This window comes from Phycicoccus jejuensis, assembly GCF_044797865.1.
Taxonomy (GTDB): Bacteria; Actinomycetota; Actinomycetes; order Actinomycetales; family Dermatophilaceae; genus Phycicoccus; species Phycicoccus jejuensis.
On the sequence record NZ_CP085209.1, the window covers coordinates 3,999,497 to 4,016,192 of the forward strand.

General features: G+C 75.0%; 17 protein-coding genes. 4 read left to right on the forward strand and 13 right to left on the reverse strand.

Translation table 11 applies throughout. From position 1 onward, the window contains the following. Positions 1–21 precede the first annotated feature (21 nt). From LG324_RS19030 to LG324_RS19040, 3 genes are all read right to left on the reverse strand, one after another. Positions 22–549 (reverse strand): hypothetical protein, encoded by a 528-nt coding sequence (locus LG324_RS19030; RefSeq protein WP_404350451.1) that lies wholly within the window; start codon positions 547–549, stop codon positions 22–24. Continuing rightward, positions 546–1,169 (reverse strand): hypothetical protein, encoded by a 624-nt coding sequence (locus tag LG324_RS19035; protein WP_404350453.1) that lies wholly within the window; start codon positions 1,167–1,169, stop codon positions 546–548. The genes LG324_RS19030 and LG324_RS19035 overlap by 4 nt, the downstream gene beginning before the upstream one ends. A gap of 401 nt (positions 1,170–1,570) precedes the next feature. Then, the gene (locus LG324_RS19040) at positions 1,571–3,250 is read right to left on the reverse strand and encodes a phospholipase D family protein (RefSeq protein WP_404350455.1); all 1,680 of its coding nucleotides are present in this window, start codon (positions 3,248–3,250) and stop codon (positions 1,571–1,573) included. A gap of 112 nt (positions 3,251–3,362) precedes the next feature. Here LG324_RS19040 and LG324_RS19045 point away from each other — a divergent pair, with 112 nt between their 5' ends. Together LG324_RS19045 and LG324_RS19050 are read left to right on the forward strand one after the other, a co-directional pair. After that, on the forward strand, positions 3,363–4,052 hold the full coding sequence (locus LG324_RS19045; protein WP_404353166.1) for a response regulator transcription factor: 690 nt from the start codon (positions 3,363–3,365) through the stop codon (positions 4,050–4,052). Between the two features lie 2 nt (positions 4,053–4,054). Then, the gene (locus LG324_RS19050; RefSeq protein WP_207022372.1) at positions 4,055–5,275 is read left to right on the forward strand and encodes a sensor histidine kinase; all 1,221 of its coding nucleotides are present in this window, start codon (positions 4,055–4,057) and stop codon (positions 5,273–5,275) included. A 233-nt stretch (positions 5,276–5,508) separates the two neighbouring features. Here the strand turns inward: LG324_RS19050 and LG324_RS19055 are convergent, their stop codons facing one another. The 5 genes from LG324_RS19055 to LG324_RS19075 form a co-directional block, all read right to left on the reverse strand. After that, on the reverse strand, positions 5,509–5,742 hold the full coding sequence (locus tag LG324_RS19055) for a hypothetical protein (RefSeq protein WP_030526495.1): 234 nt from the start codon (positions 5,740–5,742) through the stop codon (positions 5,509–5,511). A 13-nt stretch (positions 5,743–5,755) separates the two neighbouring features. After that, the gene (locus LG324_RS19060; RefSeq protein ID WP_207022371.1) at positions 5,756–6,955 is read right to left on the reverse strand and encodes a pyrophosphate--fructose-6-phosphate 1-phosphotransferase; all 1,200 of its coding nucleotides are present in this window, start codon (positions 6,953–6,955) and stop codon (positions 5,756–5,758) included. Between the two features lie 171 nt (positions 6,956–7,126). Next, positions 7,127–7,813: a YoaK family protein gene (locus tag LG324_RS19065; protein WP_404350458.1), complete on the reverse strand. Its 687-nt coding sequence runs from the start codon at positions 7,811–7,813 to the stop codon at positions 7,127–7,129. Positions 7,814–7,820: 7 nt separating this feature from the next. Beyond that, the gene (locus LG324_RS19070; protein ID WP_404350460.1) at positions 7,821–8,906 is read right to left on the reverse strand and encodes an aspartate-semialdehyde dehydrogenase; all 1,086 of its coding nucleotides are present in this window, start codon (positions 8,904–8,906) and stop codon (positions 7,821–7,823) included. Between the two features lies 1 nt (position 8,907). Then, the gene (locus tag LG324_RS19075; protein WP_030526491.1) at positions 8,908–10,182 is read right to left on the reverse strand and encodes an aspartate kinase; all 1,275 of its coding nucleotides are present in this window, start codon (positions 10,180–10,182) and stop codon (positions 8,908–8,910) included. 332 nt (positions 10,183–10,514) lie between these two features. Here LG324_RS19075 and LG324_RS19080 point away from each other — a divergent pair, with 332 nt between their 5' ends. Continuing rightward, a complete protein-coding gene (locus tag LG324_RS19080; protein WP_404350462.1) occupies positions 10,515–11,645 on the forward strand; it encodes an NAD(P)/FAD-dependent oxidoreductase in 1,131 nt (376 codons plus the stop codon). A 130-nt stretch (positions 11,646–11,775) separates the two neighbouring features. Beyond that, entirely contained in the window at positions 11,776–12,222 is a 447-nt protein-coding gene (locus LG324_RS19085; RefSeq protein WP_404350464.1) for a hypothetical protein, read from the forward strand. 37 nt (positions 12,223–12,259) lie between these two features. On the opposite strand, the gene LG324_RS19090 is transcribed toward LG324_RS19085, so the two are convergent. The 5 genes from LG324_RS19090 to LG324_RS19110 form a co-directional block, all read right to left on the reverse strand. After that, entirely contained in the window at positions 12,260–12,835 is a 576-nt protein-coding gene (locus LG324_RS19090; protein ID WP_207022365.1) for a DUF5063 domain-containing protein, read from the reverse strand. After that, positions 12,828–13,430, reverse strand: coding sequence for a recombination mediator RecR (gene recR / locus LG324_RS19095; protein WP_030526487.1), 603 nt, complete (start codon positions 13,428–13,430; stop codon positions 12,828–12,830). The genes LG324_RS19090 and recR overlap by 8 nt, the downstream gene beginning before the upstream one ends. Before the next feature lie 68 nt (positions 13,431–13,498). Next, positions 13,499–13,720: a heavy-metal-associated domain-containing protein gene (locus tag LG324_RS19100; RefSeq protein WP_404350467.1), complete on the reverse strand. Its 222-nt coding sequence runs from the start codon at positions 13,718–13,720 to the stop codon at positions 13,499–13,501. Between the two features lie 74 nt (positions 13,721–13,794). Continuing rightward, on the reverse strand, positions 13,795–14,490 hold the full coding sequence (locus tag LG324_RS19105; protein WP_207022364.1) for a 1-acyl-sn-glycerol-3-phosphate acyltransferase: 696 nt from the start codon (positions 14,488–14,490) through the stop codon (positions 13,795–13,797). Next, a complete protein-coding gene (locus tag LG324_RS19110) occupies positions 14,487–16,670 on the reverse strand; it encodes a DNA polymerase III subunit gamma and tau (protein ID WP_404350469.1) in 2,184 nt (727 codons plus the stop codon). Before LG324_RS19110 ends, LG324_RS19105 begins: the two co-directional genes overlap by 4 nt. Positions 16,671–16,696: the final 26 nt, after the last annotated feature.

The window sequence follows — 16,696 nt, forward strand, 5'->3', positions numbered from 1 at the left end:
TCGCCGCGCGACCCGGCGCGCTCAGGAGGCGAAGACGACGGTGTTGTCGGTGTAGTGGCCGGTCACCGGGTCGATCTCGCCGCTGCACGTCACCAGGCGCAGGACCGGGCCCGGCCGCGGGCCGTAGACCGCCGGGTCGCGCGGCACCTCCATCGTCCCGTCGGGGGCGATGCCGAGGTCGACGAGGCGCGAGTCGACCCCGATGGCCGGGATGCGCACCCGCGCGGGGCGGTCGCCCGGCGCCGCCGACCCACCGGTCGCCCGGGCCGGGAGCGAGGCGTCGTTCGGGCCGCGGCGCGTGACGGCGACCGAGTCGGGGACGTCGGGGGTCGGCCAGGCCTCCGGGGCGAGCTGGGCGAACCCCCCGGGCCCGGCGACCGTGGCCCGCGCGGTCGGGGAGGGGCTCACGGCCGGGACGGAGCCCGCGACGACCGGGCCGGCGAGGCGGGCGGGCTCGTCACGGGTCGCGGCGACCGCCGCCACCGCGAGACCGCCCGCGGCGGCCACGGCCGCGCCGGCGGTCAGCAGGCGGGTCGCCGCCGGGGTCACCAGACCGGCCCCGGGCGCGGACGACGGCGCCGCCCGACGACCGTCAGCAGGAGGACGATGCTCGTGCTCAGGGCGCCGACGGTCAGCCCGCCGCGCACGGCCGCGTCGCCGGGCCGGCTCGCCACGCCGCCGAAGCCGGTCTGCACGCCGTCGACCGGGGCGGTGCTCGCCCCCATCGCGTCGGAGACCGGCTTGAGCACGACCCCGCCGTTGCCGTCGCCGAGGAGGGCGGGGTCGAGGGCGACCGCACCGGCGAGCGCGACGACCCCGGTGCCGAGACCCGGCGTGGACACCACCCCGGCGGCGACGGCCGCGAGCCCGGCGACGAGGAGCACGCACGCCGTGAGGGCGGTCAGGTCACCGATCGCGGCCGCGTCCTGGACGGGCGGGCAGAGCGGCACGAGGACGACACCCGCGGCGGCCGCCAAGCGCGGCAGGTCGAGGCGGCGCGCGAGGGCCCACGCCCCGACGCACAGCAGGAGGACCACGACGGTCGCGAGGTCGTCGCGGACCTCGCCCCGGGCCGGTGGTGCCACCTCGCGGGCGACGGCGGCGAGGAGGAGCGCGGGCGCGAGCAGCAGCACGTCGAGACCCGCCCCGGCACGCACGTCCTGCGCCATCCCCGACTCCCTCCCGCACGGCGGACGGCAGGGTCGGACGAGTGGCCGTGGCGCCCCTGCCGCGCCGTACCGCGAGGACCGTGACCCCGCGACCCGGGTGATGGGAAGACCCCGGGGCCGGCGGATTCGCAGGTCAGCCCGGCCCTCCGTCGCCCAGTCCGAGCCGTGCGCCCACCCCGCACGTGCGGGGTCATCGCGGTCCGGGACCATCCAGCAGCGACAACCCCGCACGTGCGGGGTCATCGCGGTCCGGGAGTCGAACAGGCAACGACAAGCCCGCACGTGCGGGGTCATCGCGGTCCGGGAGTCGAACAGGCAACGACAAGCCCGCACGTGCGGGGTCATCGCGGTCCGGGTGTGGTCCGGAGGGGCCTGCACCGCACCGCCGAGCCCGCGGCGGCTCAGTCCTGCTCGAGGCCGTTCGTCAGCCCGAGGGTCCCGTTGGGGTCGAAGAGGTCGTAGAGGCGGGGCGCGACGAGCTCCTGCCACCGGCCCAGCTCGGGCGGGCCGATGCGCCGCAGCCGCCCCGGCGGGCGGGGTACACCCGCGGCCCCCAGCGCGGGCCGGCCCCGCCGGCGCCAGCGGACCGCGGTGCCCTTGAGCGGCGCCTTGGGCCGCGGGACGTGCACCCGGCCCCGGGACGGACCGCCGTCGCCGTACCAGGCGTCGAGGGCGTCGGCCGTGCGGCCCATCAGCTCCCAGACCTCCATCGGGTCGTCCGGGACCTCGTCGGCGGCCAGGCCGACGTGCTCACCGACGAGCTCGCGCCGCAGCCGCCGGGCGAACGCGTCGCGGGGCGCGCCGTCGTCACCGCGGGCCCGGTCGTCCTGGATGGCCAGCGAGAGCTCGGAGTCGTTGGTCCACGAGCGCCGGTTGAAGTTGTCGGACCCGACGCTGGCCCACACGTCGTCGACGATGCACACCTTGGAGTGCACGTAGACGGGGTAGCCGGTCGGGCTCGTCAGGCCGAAGAGCGCGACCCGGTCCGGCGCCGCGTCGAGGAGCAGGTCCATCGCCAGCCGTCGGCCGTACAGCTGGGCGGCGAGCGACAGGCCGCCGTCCATGTCCGGGACGATCGGGATGACCGCCACGAGGTGGAGGTCGGGCTGCTCGCGCAGCGCCCCGCCGAAGTGCCGGCCCACCTCCTCCGACCAGAGGTACTGGTCCTCCAGGTAGACCAGGCGCCGGGCGGAGCGGACGGCCTTCGAGTTGCCCCGGGCGATGCTCCGCTCCCCCTCGGGGGCGAAGTCGAAGCCCTTCGCGATGAGCTCCGGATAGGTCCGCAGCACCTGGACGGCCTCGTGGCCACCCTCGACGGGCGGCGGGGGTGGGGCCTGCGCGGGCAGCGGGCGGGGGTCGAGGTCCTCACCCTGCAGCCGGCTCGAGGCGAAGCGTCCCGGGTTGCTCGTCAGCGGCGTCGAGTCCTCCCACCGCTCGCGGAACGTCGTCTCGACGTCGTGCACGGCGGGGCCGGTGAGCGCGGCGTGGACGTCGTGCCAGGCCGGGCGCGGCCCGAACACCTGCGGCATCGCGATCGGCTGGGGGTCGCCGTCGTGGTCCGCGGTGTCGCGACGGCTGTGGCAGAGGTCGATGCCGCCGACGTAGGCGATGTCGCGCGTGGGGTCGTCGGCGTGCCGCAGCACGACGACCTTCTGGTGGTGCGAGCCGCCGGGCGCGACGCGCATGTCGCGCAGGCACTGGCCACCCGCCTCGTTGACCTCGATGCCGAGCAGCCGCGACTTCTCGGAGTGGAAGCCGAACCGCCGCCAGTGCGAGCGCCACAGCAGGCCGCGGACGGTCACCCCGCGGCGGGCCGCGGCGCTCAGGGTGGCGCTGAGGGTCGAGCCGGGGTCGTCGGTCAGCCGCTCGTCGGGGTCGCCGCGCCAGTCGGCGAAGAGGAGCAGGTCGCCGGGGCCGAGCGCCGTGATCCGCTCGTGGAGCTCGGCGAAGTACGCGGCGCCGTGGACGATCGGCCGCACGTGGTTGCCGGTGCTCCAGGCGACGTCGTCGGGGTGGCGCGCATCGACCCGGGTGTGCGGGTTGCCACGCTCCTGCGGCAGGAGGAAGACGTCGGAGAGCATCGGGCCCATCCTGTCGGACCGCGGCCCTCCGCGGGAGGGGCGGGTGGTGGTCCGCGTCACGGACCCGGCGATCGGCGCAGGTCGGCGCCCCTACGATGCCCTCATGGCCGGGTTGCGGGTGGTGCTCGCCGAGGACAACGCGCTGCTGCGTCGGGGGCTGGCGGCGCTGCTCACCGAGCACGACGACGTCGCGTCCGTCGTCGAGACCGGCGACCTCGACGAGCTGCTCGCCGCGGTCGCCCGCGAGCGCCCCGACGCGGTGCTCACCGACATCCGGATGCCGCCGACCCACACGGACGAGGGCATCCGGGCGGCCGCCACGTTCCGCGCCACGGCACCGGGCCTCGGTGTCGTCGTCCTCTCGCAGCACGCCGACGCCGACGGTGCGCTGTCGCTCGTCGCCGGCGGCAGCCGGGGGCGCGGCTACCTCCTCAAGGAGCGGGTGTCGGACGTCGACCAGCTCGTGGCGGCGCTCTCCGCGGTGCGTCGCGGCGAGAGCGTCATCGACCCGCACGTCGTCGACGCGCTCATGCAGCACCGGATGCGCTTCGAGGGCCCGGTCGCACGGCTGACCGCCCGCGAGCGGGAGGTGCTCGGGCTCATCGCGACGGGGGCGTCGAACTCGGCGATCGCGGCCCGGCTCCACGTGACCTCGCGGGCCGTCGAGAAGCACATCAACTCGATCTTCAGCAAGCTCGACCTGCCCGAGGGCGAGGCCCTCCACCGGCGGGTCTCGGCGGTGCTCCTCTACCTCGCCGAGAGTGGCGCGGCCGGGATGGACCCACGGCCGGTGAGGCGCTGACCGTGCGACGGGTGCGGCTGCCCGGGTGGGTGCGCGGACCGGGCCCCGACGGCTCGACCGAGGCCCGGGTGCGGGCCTACCTCGTCCTCAACCTCGGGGCCATCTGGCTCTCTGTCGTCTTCCTCGTCGTCCTGGACCAGGCCATCGGGACGTCGGCCTCGTTGCGGCAGAACATCGTCGCGCTCGTCCTCGCGGGGTTCTCCTACGGCGTGGCCCTGGTGCTGGCCCGGCGGGAGCACCTCCGGGGCGCCGCCGCGACGGCGCTCGTCGCGACGTGGTTCGTCGCCTTCTCGCTCGCCTGGGCCACGCCCTTCACGACACCGGTCGCCCTGCTCGTGCTCCACGTCCCCTCGCTCATCCTCACCGACGCGCTGGGGCTGCGCCTGCGAACCGCCCTCCTCACCGCGACGATCGGGCTCACCGGGGCGCTCGTCGCGCTCGGCGAGTGGCGGCGTGCGGCGTGGACGGCCGACCACCCGGACCTGCCGATGACGCCGCTGCTCGTCGGGTTCTTCACCGTCGTCGTCGCGGCCGTGCTCGTCCTCGGCATCCGGGACGCCGTGCTCCGGCTGGCCCGCAGCCGCGACGAGCTCGAGGACTCCCGGGCCCGCCTCGCCGGCGCGTCCATCGAGGCCCGCCGCGAGATCGAGCGCGACCTGCACGACGGCGCGCAGCAGCGCCTCACCACGCTCGCGGTCGACCTCGGCCGTCTCGGCCGCGCCGTCGACCGGGACCCGGAGCAGGCGCGCGCCCTCGTCGCCGCCGTCCAGGAGCAGCTCGCGGAGGCCATCCGCGAGCTGCGCGACCTCGCCCACGGCATCTACCCGCCGCTGCTCGCGGAGCGCGGCCTCGCCGGCGCCCTCCCGGCCGCGGCGCGCCGCACGACGCTCCCCTGCGTCGTCGAGGTCGAGCTGCGCGGGGGCCGGCCCGCCCCGGAGGTCGAGGCCGCCGTCTACTTCTGCTGCCTCGAGGCGATGCAGAACGCCGACCGGCACTCCGGCGGCTCGCTCATCTCGGTGAGCGTCGACGACGAGCGTGGCCTGCGCTTCTCGGTGTCCGACGACGGGTGCGGCTTCGACGCAGCGGCGCGCGCGGACGCCAGCGGCATCACGGGGATGCGCGACCGGATCCAGTCCGCCGGCGGGGTGCTCGAGGTGCACTCGGTGCCGGAGGTCGGCACGTCCGTCGTCGGGGTGTTCCCGCCCCGCTCGCTGCCGCACTGAGCCCTCGACCGGTCCCGGCGCCCGGGGGTGGTGCCAGCACCACCCGGGAGCGGGGGGCCGACGCTACCGACAGCGCCCCGGGCGTGCGACAGAGTGTGCGCGTGACCGTCGCAGGGGACGGTGCACGCACACCACAGGGGCCGAGCGCATGCGCCCGGGTGACGCCTGGTGGGCCCACGGACCGCTGTCCGTGGGCCCACCCGTGCGACCGGCGTCCCGCGCGGGCGCCGGCGTCAGATGGCGAAGAAGGCGATGAAGACCGCGAACAGCAACGGCACGCCGAAGACGACGTCGAGGACGTGGAAGGGCACCCAGAACAGGTGCGTCACCTTCCAGCCGTAGTCCGCGTCCGGCCACTCCGGCGGCACCCAGCGCCGCGCGCGGTAGAGCCGCTGGCCGAGGAGGAGGGCGGCGTAGATCACGACGGCCACCCACCAGCCGTCGACGAACCCCGTCGTCTCCCTCATCGTCGTGGCCGGCTCACGCCTGGCCGATGGACCCCAGCAGATCGGTGAACCACGGCACGGTCGGGTCGAAGGCCTTGCCGCCGCGGATCCGGGGGAACTCGACCGGACGCAGCTCGTCGCCGCGCTCCTCGTCGTGGCCGATGACGCCGGCCTCGCCGCGCAGCGCCGCGTCGACCGCGAGGTCCGTGCACTCCTTGATGAGCGCGAGGTCGCGCTCGTTGGCGGGCGCGGAGCGGGAGAAGTAGCCGGACTTCTGGACCATCGTCTTCTCGGCGCCCAGGACCTCGGCGAACTGCTTGGCGAACCACGCGCCGGGGTTGACCTTGTCGAGCTGGACGTGGCCGAACGGGTCGCGCGGGACCTCCTGGCCGCTCGCCTCGAGCTGCGCGACGACCTCCTCGACGCCGGCGCCCTCGGAGAGGAAGACGTTGACGCAGCCGACCTCGTCCATGACGGCGCGCAGGCGGGCACCCTCGGCCTCGATGTCGATGTGCCGCTCGGGCACGAAGACGGCGTGGACGTCCCAGGCGCGCGGGTCGTTGCCGATCGCCGGCACGAACTCCTGCTCGCCGACCCAGCGGTGGTACTCGGCGGCCGTGGCGGCGGTCAGCCAGCCGCAGTGCCGGCCCATCACCTCGTGGACGATGAGCATCCGCGGGTTCGAGGAGTGCTCGGCGATGATGTTCTGCGCGAACCGGCTTCCCTGCTCGGCCGCGGTCCACGCGCCGAGGGACTGGCGGATCGGGACGACGTCGTTGTCGATCGTCTTGGGGAGGCCGACGACGGTCAGCTCGTAGCCGTTCTCGTGGAGGTAGGCGGCGAGGTCGGCGGCGGTCGTGTTGGTGTCGTCGCCGCCGATCGTGTGCAGGACGTCGACGCCGTCGGCGGTCAGGCGTTCGGCCGCGACGTGCAGCGGGTCCTGGCCCTCCTGGACGAGGCCGCGGCGCACGCAGTCGGCGACGTTGGTCAGCTTGACGCGGCTGTTGCCGATCGGGCTGCCGCCGAAGCGGTGCAGGAGGTGGGCCTTCTCGCGGACCTCGGGCGTGACCTCGACGTACTCGCCCTTGAGCAGGCCGGTGTAGCCGCCCGTGTAGGCGATGATCCGCACGTCGGGCGCGACCTCGGTGTACCGCTCGATGAGGCCGCCGACGGCCGACGAGAGGCACGGGGCCAGGCCACCGGCGGTGAGCATGGCGACGGTGCGGACGGTCATGGTGCGGGCTCCTTCGATGGCTGACGGTGCGGCACCGGCCATTCTGGCAACACCGGGGGTGATCGTGTGGCGGCGGTCACCATCGGGGACGGACGGCGGGGTCGGCGCAGCACCTCCCACGCCTCCCGGCACCTCCGCGGCGCCGCGGGAGCTCCTGCGTGGGCGGAGCGGTCAGCCGCGGACCCGGCGGCTGGCGAGCAGGACGAGGCCGACCGGCAGGAGCTGCGCCAGCGGCACCGCGACCGGCGCCCACCGCACGAGCGCCGCACCGAGCGCCGCTCCGCCGACGAGCCCGGCGAGGATGGTCAGCGAGTGCCCGACGGCCCGCAGCCCGTGGCCCGAGACGAGGCGGCCGACGACGCTCGTCAGCGTGCCCGTGAGGTAGGTCGTCGAGAGCCCCGGCACCCCGAAGCGCTGGATCGCGCTGCTCTGGAGGCCGAGCGCCACGGCGTTGAGCGCGAGCAGCGGCAGGAAGGCGCCCTCCGGCGGGGCCGAGCCGAGCGCCCACCACGCGAGCGCGAACACCGCGAACAGGGCGAGCTCGACCGCGAGGGCGACGCGGACGCGCCCCGGCCACACCGGGTCGCCCGGCCGCGGGGTGCCCGCGACCCGGGCCCCGAGCGCGGCGCCGGCGACGAACGACGCGATGGCGACGGCGGTCAGCGCGAGGGCGGCGCCGTCGCCGTGGGCCAGGCCCATCCCGAAGAGCACCATGTTGCCGGTCATGACGCTCGTGAACGCGCTGCCGAGGGCGAGGAAGCCGACGGCGTCCGTGGCGCCGCTGGCGACCGCGAGCACGACGACGAGCCCGTCGCGGACGGACGTCGGCGCCGGGGCGCGGGACGCGGTCGCGGCCACGCCCGCGTCAGAGCGCGGCGGCGACGAGCTCGGCCGTCTGCACCATGTTGAGCGCGGCGCCCTTGCGCAGGTTGTCGCCGCAGATGAACAGGTCGAGGGTCGTCGGCGCCCCGGGGTCCTGCCGGATGCGGCCGACGAAGCGCGGGTCGGCGCCGACCACGTCGTTGGGCGTGGGGAACTCCGGCTCGTCCGGGTCGTCGAGGACGACGACGGCCGGGGCCTCGACGAGCGCCTGGCGCGCGGCCTCGACGTCGACCTTGCGGCCGAACGAGGCGTGCAGCGAGACCGAGTGCGTCGAGACGACCGGGACGCGCACGCACGTGGCCGAGACCGGCAGACCCGGGAGGTCGAGGATCTTGCGGGTCTCGTCGCGGACCTTGACCTCCTCGGAGGTCCAGCCCGCCCCGAGGTGGTGCCCGACGAAGGGGACGACGTTGAGCGCCAACGGCGCCGGGAACGGCGAGTCCTCGCCGAGCTCGTGCTCGACGAGCCGGCGCACGTCGCCCGGCCGGGTGCCGAGCTCGCGGTCGGCGACGACGACCTCGAGCTCGTCACGCAGCCGGGCCATCCCGGCACGGCCGAGCCCGGAGGCGGCCTGGAAGGTCGTGACGACGAGCTCGGTCAGCTCCCAGCCGCTGTGCAGCACGGCGAGGACGTCGATCATCGTCATCACCGTGGCGCCGGGGTTGGCGATGATCCCGCGCGGCCGGTCGGCGACCCGCCGAGGGTTGACCTCGGGGACGACGAGCGGCACGTCGGGCTCGGTGCGGAAGACCGTGCTGTTGTCGATGCACACGACCCCCTTGGCGGCCGCGAGCTCGACCCACTCGCGGGCGATGCCCGGCGGGATGTCGAAGATCGCGACGTCGAGGCCGTCGAAGAACTCCGGCGCCAGCGCCTCGACGGTCAGCTCCTCGTCGCCGACCCGCAGCGTCGTCCCGACGTCCTCGGCGCCGGCGGCGACCCGCAGCTCGCCCCAGACGTGCCGGTGCATCGGCAGGACCTGGAGGACGACCCGACCCACGGCCCCGGTGCCGCCGACGACCCCGAGCGTGGGGCGCCGGTCGGTGCGGTGCGTGGTCGTGGCGGTCACGTCAGCGGCCGGTGCCCCCGTAGACGACGGCTTCGCCCTCGCTGGAGTCCAGCCCGAACGCGGTGTGGACGGCGCGCACGGCGTCGTCGAGGAGCTCGTCGCGGGTGACGACGGAGATGCGGATCTCGGAGGTGGAGATCATCTCGATGTTGACGCCGGCGACCGCGAGCGCGTTGAAGAACGTGGCGCTGACGCCGGGGTTGGAGCGCATCCCGGCGCCGACGAGGCTCAGCTTGCCGATCTGGTCGTCGTACTGGATCTGGCTGAAGCCGACCTCGGGCTGGATGCGCTGGAGGGCCTGGACCGCCGTCTTGCCGTCGGTCTTCGGCAGCGTGAAGGAGATGTCGGTCAGGCCGGTCTCCACGGCGGAGACGTTCTGGACGATCATGTCGATGTTGATCTCGGCGGCGGCGACCGCCTCGAAGATCTTGGCGGCCATGCCCGTGCGGTCGGGGACGCCGACGACGGTGACCTTGGCCTCGCTGCGGTCGTGGGCGACGCCGGCGATGATCGGGGCTTCCACGGGGACTCCTTCGGGGGCGGGCTGGTCGGAGACGACGGTGCCGGTCTTCTGCGAGAACGAGGACCGGACGTGGATCGGGATGTCGAAGCGGCGCGCGTACTCGACGCTGCGGAGGTGGAGGACCTTCGAGCCGCTCGCCGCGAGCTCCAGCATCTCCTCGTTCGTGATGCGGTCGAGCTTGCGGGCGGCCGGGACGATGCGCGGGTCGGCGGTGAAGACGCCGTCGACGTCGGTGTAGATCTCGCAGACGTCGGCCGAGAGGGCGGCGGCCAGCGCGACGGCGGTCGTGTCGGTGCCCCCGCGTCCGAGCGTGGTGATCTCCTTGGTGTCCTGGCTGACGCCCTGGAACCCGGCGACGATGACGACGTGCCCCTTGCCGAGGGCCTCGGTGATGCGGCCCGGCGTGACGTCGATGATCTTCGCCTTGCCGTGGACGCTGTCGGTGATGACGCCGGCCTGGCTGCCGGTGAAGCTGCGCGCGCTGTGGCCGAGGTCGGTGATGGCCATCGCGACGAGCGCCATCGAGATGCGCTCGCCGGCCGTCATGAGCATGTCGAGCTCGCGCGGGGGCGGCAGCGGGCTGACGTCCTGGGCGAGGTCGAGGAGCTCGTCGGTCGTGTCCCCCATCGCCGAGACGGCGACGACGACGTCGTTGCCCGCCTTCTTCGTCTCCGAGATGCGCTGGGCGACGCGCTTGATGCTCTCGGCGTCGGCGAGCGAGGAGCCGCCGTACTTCTGGACGACGATGGGCACGGTGGTTCTCCCGGGTCGTGGCGCTGGAGGGTCGGCACCACTCTAACGAGGTGTCCACGGACCGGACCGCACGCCCACGATCCGGATGCCCGCCGCCGTACACGAACCGACGGAAGTGTCGACTGCTGCACACTCCATCACCTGCGGGCGTACAGGAAGTGACACATTCGTCGATTGCTGCACATTCCATCACCTGCGGGCGTACAGGAAGTGACACATTCGTCGATTGCTGCACGGAGGGAGGTGCCCGTCTGCGCCGGGTTCCGGACGCGGGGAACATCCCGGTGACGCGAAGGCGCACGTCGGCCGGGGTGCGGCGCTAGCGTCGAGCCATGTCGATCGTCATCGTCGGAGCAGGGCTCGCCGGAGCGACCGCCGCCACCGAGCTGAGGGAGCAGGGCCACACCGGCCCGATCGTGCTGCTGGGCAGCGAGGAGCACCCGCCGTACGAGCGGCCGCCGCTCTCGAAGAGCTACCTCCTCGGCGAGGACCCCTTCGAGAAGGCCCTCGTCCACCCCCGCGAGTGGTACGCCGAGCACGACGTCGACCTGCGGCTCGGGGTGACGGCCACCGGCCTCGACACCGACGCCCACGTCGTCACGACGTCCGACGGCGACGTCCCCTACGAGCGGCTGCTCCTCGCGACCGGCGCCGAGCCCCGCGTGCTCGACGTCGCCGAGGACGCCGGCGTCCCCGTGGCCTACCTGCGCACCAAGGACGACTCCGACCGGCTGCGCGAGGCCTTCGCGAAGGGCCGCAAGGTCGTCGTCGTGGGCGGCGGGTGGATCGGGCTCGAGGCCGCGGCCGCCGCCCGCCAGGCCGGCGCCGAGGTCACCCTCTACGAGACCGAGGACCTGCCGCTCGTCCACGTTCTCGGCCCGACGGTCGCCCAGGTGTTCGCCGACCTGCATCGCGAGCACGGTGTGCAGCTGCGCCTCGGCACCGAGGTCACCGCCGAGCACCTCGAGGGCGCCGACCTCGTCGTCGCCGGCATCGGCGTCAAGCCGCGCGTCGACCTCGCCCACTCGGGCGGCCTCGACGTCGACAACGGCGTGCTCGTCGACTCCCGCCTGCGCACGTCGGTGCCGTCGGTGCTCGCCGTCGGCGACATCGCCAACCACGCCCACCCGCGCCTCGGGCGGCGCATCCGGGTCGAGCACTGGGACACCGCGATCAAGCAGGCCAAGGTCGCCGCGCACAACCTCGCGGGCGGTGACGAGGAGTACGAGGAGATGCCGTACTTCTTCACCGACCAGTACGACCTCGGGATGGAGTACGTCGGCAGCGCGAGCGAGGACGACGAGGTGGTCGTCCACGGCAGCCTCGAGGACCGCGAGTTCCGCGCCTTCTGGCTGCGCGACGGCGACGTCGTCGCGGCGATGCACGTCAACGACTGGGACGCGGGGGACGTCATCAAGGAGGCCGTCGACTCCGGTGAGCTGCCCGAGGACGAGAGCGACTGAGCGCGCCGCCCTCCGGATCCTCCACAGGGGTACGGTGGGGGTGACAGGGACCGACCCGTGCGGGCCAACTCGTGGCCCACCTGCTCTGTGGACGAGCCACCAGCGGTGTTCGCCGCCGAACGGACCCCTCATGTCCCTGCCCGTCACCGAGACCGACTCGGTCCGCCTGTCGCTGCGCCTCTCCCCCGGACAGCTGGTCATCGAGGGGGCGTGGTGGCCGCGCTCGCTGCGGCTCGAGGACGAGCTGCCGCCGCTCGTCGTCGTCCCGCCGGACGCCGGCGCGGCCGAGTCCGCCGCCGCCATGTCGGCGTTCGACCTCGGCGGGACCCGCTCGACTTCCACCGAGGGCACGCAGCCCCCGCCGTACCACGCGCCGGACCTGCCGTCGGTGCTCGCGCAACAGCTCCTCTCGACGAAGGAGACCGTCCGTCAGGCGATGCTGCGCGTCCGGGGGATCGCCGACGCCGGGACCCGGGCCCGGGCGGCGGCCGTCCTCGAGGTCGACCTCACGCTGGCCGCCACGGAGGCCCGCACCGTCGTGGACCAGGCCGAGCCCGCGACCGACGCGCGCGCCTGACCGCAGCGGCCGGACGGCCCCCCGCCGCCCCGCGCCCTCAGGGGTGGAGCGCGTCGAACTCCGCCTCGGCGACGGCGTCCGCGTCGGCGTCGAGGCGGACGTGCGCGAGCAGGCCGTGGACGACCCGCAGCGAGGACGCGGCGCGCTCGCCCCAGAGCGACAGGTAGCTGAACTGCCACCACCAGAGGGCCTCGAGGGGGCGGCCGGCGTCGTGGTGCTCGAGCCCGTGGGCCAGCGCGGCGGCGACGTCGACGAGGTCGTTGCTCACGGTGCCGACACCGAGCTCGGGCGTGGTCAGGGGGTCCACGACGTCGGCGTACTCGTCGAGGCCGTCGAAGAGGTTGCGCAGGTTCTCGCGCAGCGGGTCGAGCTCGGGGTCCGGGCCGGGGTCGGGCTCGAAGCGCTCCTCCGGCACGACGTCCTCGACGGCGCCGAGGCGGGCCCCGGCGACGAGGACCTGGGAGAGGGCGAGCAGCAGCATCGGCAGCGCGGCGCCGGGGGCCTCCCCGGCCGCCACCTCGCGGATGGTGACCAGGTAGGTGCGCGCGTCGACGGCGGTCTCGGCGGCCAGCTGGCCCCAGTCGCCGCCCATCACCCCGGGAGCCTCAGACATCGAGCAGCCTCCGTCCCTCGAACGCGCGGCCGAGCGTCACCTCGTCGGCGTACTCGAGGTCGCCACCGACCGGCAGGCCGGACGCGAGCCGGGTGACGCGCTGGACGCCGATGTCGCGGAGCATCCGCGAGAGGTAGCTGGCCGTCGCCTCGCCCTCGAGGTTGGGGTCGGTGGCGATGATGACCTCGGTCACCACGCCGTCGCCGAGCCGCGCGAGGAGCTCACGGACGCGCAGGTCCTCCGGGCCGATGCCGTCGATCGGGCTGATCGCGCCGCCGAGCACGTGGTAGCGGCCGCGGAACTCGCGGGTGCGCTCGATGGCGACGACGTCCTTGGGCTCCTCGACGACACAGATCGAGCTGTCGTCGCGGCGCGGGTCGGCGCAGATCCGGCAGCGCTCGCCCTCGGCGACGTTGAAGCAGACCGCGCAGAAGCGCACCCGGGCCTTGACCTCGGACAGGGCGTGCGCGAGCCGCTCGACGTCGGCGGGGTCGGCCTGCAGGAGGTGGAAGGCGATGCGCTGGGCGCTCTTGGGGCCGACGCCCGGCAGCCTGCCGAGCTCGTCGATGAGGTCCTGGACCGCGCCTTCGTACACGCCGACGAGCCTACGGCCTCAGCGGCCCGGAGGGCGGCTCGGGGCGCGCGGGTGCGGCGCGGCGCGGGTCAGGCCGGGACGAGCGCGTAGTCGCCGGCCTCGTCGAGCGCGGCGGCGACCTCGGCACGGGTCAGCTCGCGGCCGGTGACGGTGACGACCGACTCGCCCCCGCTCACGACCTCGACCGCCACGTCGTCGACACCGTCGAGGGCGGTGAGCTCCTCGGTGACGGCGTGGGCGCAGTGGCCGCAGGTCAGGCCGGTGGCGCGGAACTGCTGGGTGCTCGGCACGGGCCGGCTCCTCTCGTTGACGGATACCTCCCCCCAGTATGCGCCGGACCCGTTCGACCGGTGCGGGGCGGGGCTCAGATGCCGACGGCGGCGCCGGTGCTCTCGGGCGGGAGCTCGTTGTGGGTGTCGGCGCGCTCCTGGCCCGTGAGGCCGGCGATGGCGTCCATCACCGCGTCGGTCATCAGGCGGCGCGCCTTGCCGGCCGGAAGATCGGCGTACGGCTCGGGGTCGATGGGCGGGCCGAACGAGACGCGGACCTTCGCCCGCCGGGGGAAGCTGCTGCCGACCGGCTGGACCTCGTCGGTGCCGACGAGGCCGACGGGGACGACCGGCACGCCGGCCGTCAGCGCCAACCAGGCGACCCCGGTGCGGCCCTTGTAGAGCCGGCCGTCGCGCGAGCGCGTGCCCTCGGGGTAGATGCCGAAGGCCCGCCCGGCGCGCAGCACCTCGAGCGCGGCGTCGAGCGACTCCTGCGCCGCGCGCGAGGAGTGCCGGTCGACGGGGATCGCCTCGATGGCCTCGAAGAAGCCGCGCCGCACGGCGCCGCCGAGGCCGGGCCCGGTGAAGTAGTCGGACTTCGCGAGGAAGCTGACCGGCCGCGGGGCGACGATCGGGATGGCGAAGGAGTCGATGAACGACAGGTGGTTCGACGCGAGGACGACGCCGCCGGTGCGCGGCACGTGGTGGGTGCCGGTGACCGTCGGGCGCCACACCAGCTTGGCCGTCGGTGCGACGACGAGGTGACCGGCCCGGTAGGCGACCCGGCTCACCGGTCGTGCTCCTGGATGACCGTGCCGCCGAGGATGCGCTCGACGACGGGCACGCCGACGTCGGAGAGGTCGTCGATCGACTCGTCGTCGTCGCTGATGGCGGTGTCGTCGACGACGTGCTGCTGCGCGACGACCTCCTGCTCGGACTCGGCCGCCACCGTGGCCCGGGCCTGCTCGAGCGGGCTGGCCCACGAGGGCGCGGACTCCGGCGGCGGCGGGGCGTCGGACCAGCTCGGCGCCTCGGACCGGGGACCGGGGCCGGAGGCCACCCCCATCTCGGCCGGGGACGGGCCGCGGTCGCGCGCCGGCGTGGACGGCGCCGGGCCGTCCTGGTGCGAGGTCGCGGAGGGGTGCGAGGGCTCCGGGCCCGGGTCCGGCGGCGGCGGGACGTCGGCGGGCTCGGGGACGGGGGCCACCTGGACGTCGCCGGGACGGCCCTCGACCTTGGCGTCGACGCCGAGGACGTCGATGAGCGCCTGGCGCACGTACTCGGCGTGCGCCCCGCGACGGAAGGTCTCGGCGAGCCCACTCGTCGAGATGGCGAGCATGACGCGCACGCCGTCGTACTCGACGACCTGGGCGTTCTGCGAGACGAAGGTCCACGTGACGCGCTTGTGCCGGCTCAGCCAGTCGAGGACGTCGGGCCACGAGCGGCGGATCGCGTCGGTGTCGAGGCCGCCGGGGCCGCGGCGCTCCGCCATGGAGGCGGCAGGGGCCTGCTGGGGCGGCGGGGCGGACGCCTGCTGCGGCGGTGCCGGCCGGTCCGCCGGCGGCTGCGCCGACGGGGTGGGCGGCTGCTGCTGGGTCGGCGGGGGCGTGGGGGCCTCGCGCTCGGCGGCCGGCGGCGGGGCCGGGGCCGGGCGCTCGGGGGCGGCCTCCGGCTCCGCGGGGACGGACGACGGCGCGGCCGGGGCCGGCGACGGGGCGGCCGGCGCCTCACCGACCGGTGCCGGGGCGGGCGCCGGGGCCTGCGCGACCGGGGCGGGGGCAGCGGGCGCCGCCGCGGCCGTCGGGACGCCCCCGACGTCGAGGCGGCGCTCGAGGCGGTCGATGCGTGCCGCGTAGCCCGACTCCCCCGCGGCGCCGGGCAGGAGGATGCGGGCCGCGAGCAGCTCGAGCTGCAGGCGCGGCGCCGTCGCGCCCGTCATCTCGGTGAGGCCGGCGTTGGCGACGTCGGCGGCCCGCGAGAGGGACCCCGCACCGAAGGCGGCCGCCTGCCGGCGCATCCGCTCGAGCTGGTCCTCGGGGACGTGCCGCAGCACCTGGGCGGCACCCTCGCGCATCGCCTCGACGACGATGAGGTCGCGCAGCCGCTCGAGGAGGTCCTCGACGAAGCGGCGCGGGTCCAGGCCGGTCTCGACGACCCGGTCGATGGCCCGGAAGACCGCCGCCGCGTCGCCGGCCGCGAAGGCCTCGACGGTGGCGTCGAGCAGCTCGCCGTCGGTGAAGCCGAGCAGCGCCGCGGCCGACTCGTAGGTCAGCCCGGCGTCGCCGGAGCCGGCCATCAGCTGGTCGAGGACCGAGAGCGAGTCGCGGACCGAGCCGCCGCCCGCGCGGACGACGAACGACAGGACGCCCGGCGCGACGGCGACACCCTCGCGCGCGCAGAGCTCCTCCATGTAGGACTGCAGCCGGGCCGGCGGCACGAGCCGGAACGGGTAGTGGTGGGTGCGGGAGCGGATCGTGCCGATGACCTTCTCGGGCTCGGTCGTCGCGAAGACGAACTTCACGTGCTCCGGCGGCTCCTCGACGATCTTGAGCAGGGCGTTGAAGCCCTGCGGCGTCACCATGTGCGCCTCGTCGATGATGTAGATCTTGAAGCGGCTCTGGGCCGGGCCGTACGAGGCCCGCTCGCGCAGGTCGCGGGCGTCGTCGACACCGCCGTGGCTCGCGGCGTCGATCTCGATGACGTCGACGGTGCCGGGCCCGCCGCGCGCGAGCGCCACGCACGAGTCGCACGTCCCGCACGGCTCGGGGGTCGGCCCCTGCTCGCAGTTGAGGCAGCGGGCGAGGATGCGCGCGCTCGTCGTCTTGCCGCAGCCGCGTGGGCCGGAGAACAGGTACGCGTGCCCGACCCGCCCCGTCCGCAGCGCCTGCATGAGGGGCTCGGTCACGTGCTCCTGCCCGATGACGTCGACGAACGTCTCGGGCCGGTAGCGGCGGTAGAGGGCGGTGCTCACCCGGACGACCCTAGCCGTCGGCGCGG

Excerpts from the sequence above, each read along its gene's own strand:
- LG324_RS19035 (WP_404350453.1), bottom strand. The coding sequence starts at position 1,169 with ATGGCGCAGGACGTGCGTGCCGGGGCGGGTCTCGACGTGCTGCTGCTC.
- LG324_RS19040 (WP_404350455.1), bottom strand. The coding sequence starts at position 3,250 with ATGCTCTCCGACGTCTTCCTCCTGCCGCAGGAGCGTGGCAACCCGCAC.
- LG324_RS19055 (WP_030526495.1), bottom strand. The coding sequence starts at position 5,742 with ATGAGGGAGACGACGGGGTTCGTCGACGGCTGGTGGGTGGCCGTCGTG.
- LG324_RS19060 (WP_207022371.1), bottom strand. The coding sequence starts at position 6,955 with ATGACCGTCCGCACCGTCGCCATGCTCACCGCCGGTGGCCTGGCCCCG.
- LG324_RS19080 (WP_404350462.1), top strand. The coding sequence starts at position 10,515 with ATGTCGATCGTCATCGTCGGAGCAGGGCTCGCCGGAGCGACCGCCGCC.
- LG324_RS19085 (WP_404350464.1), top strand. The coding sequence starts at position 11,776 with ATGTCCCTGCCCGTCACCGAGACCGACTCGGTCCGCCTGTCGCTGCGC.
- LG324_RS19090 (WP_207022365.1), bottom strand. The coding sequence starts at position 12,835 with ATGTCTGAGGCTCCCGGGGTGATGGGCGGCGACTGGGGCCAGCTGGCC.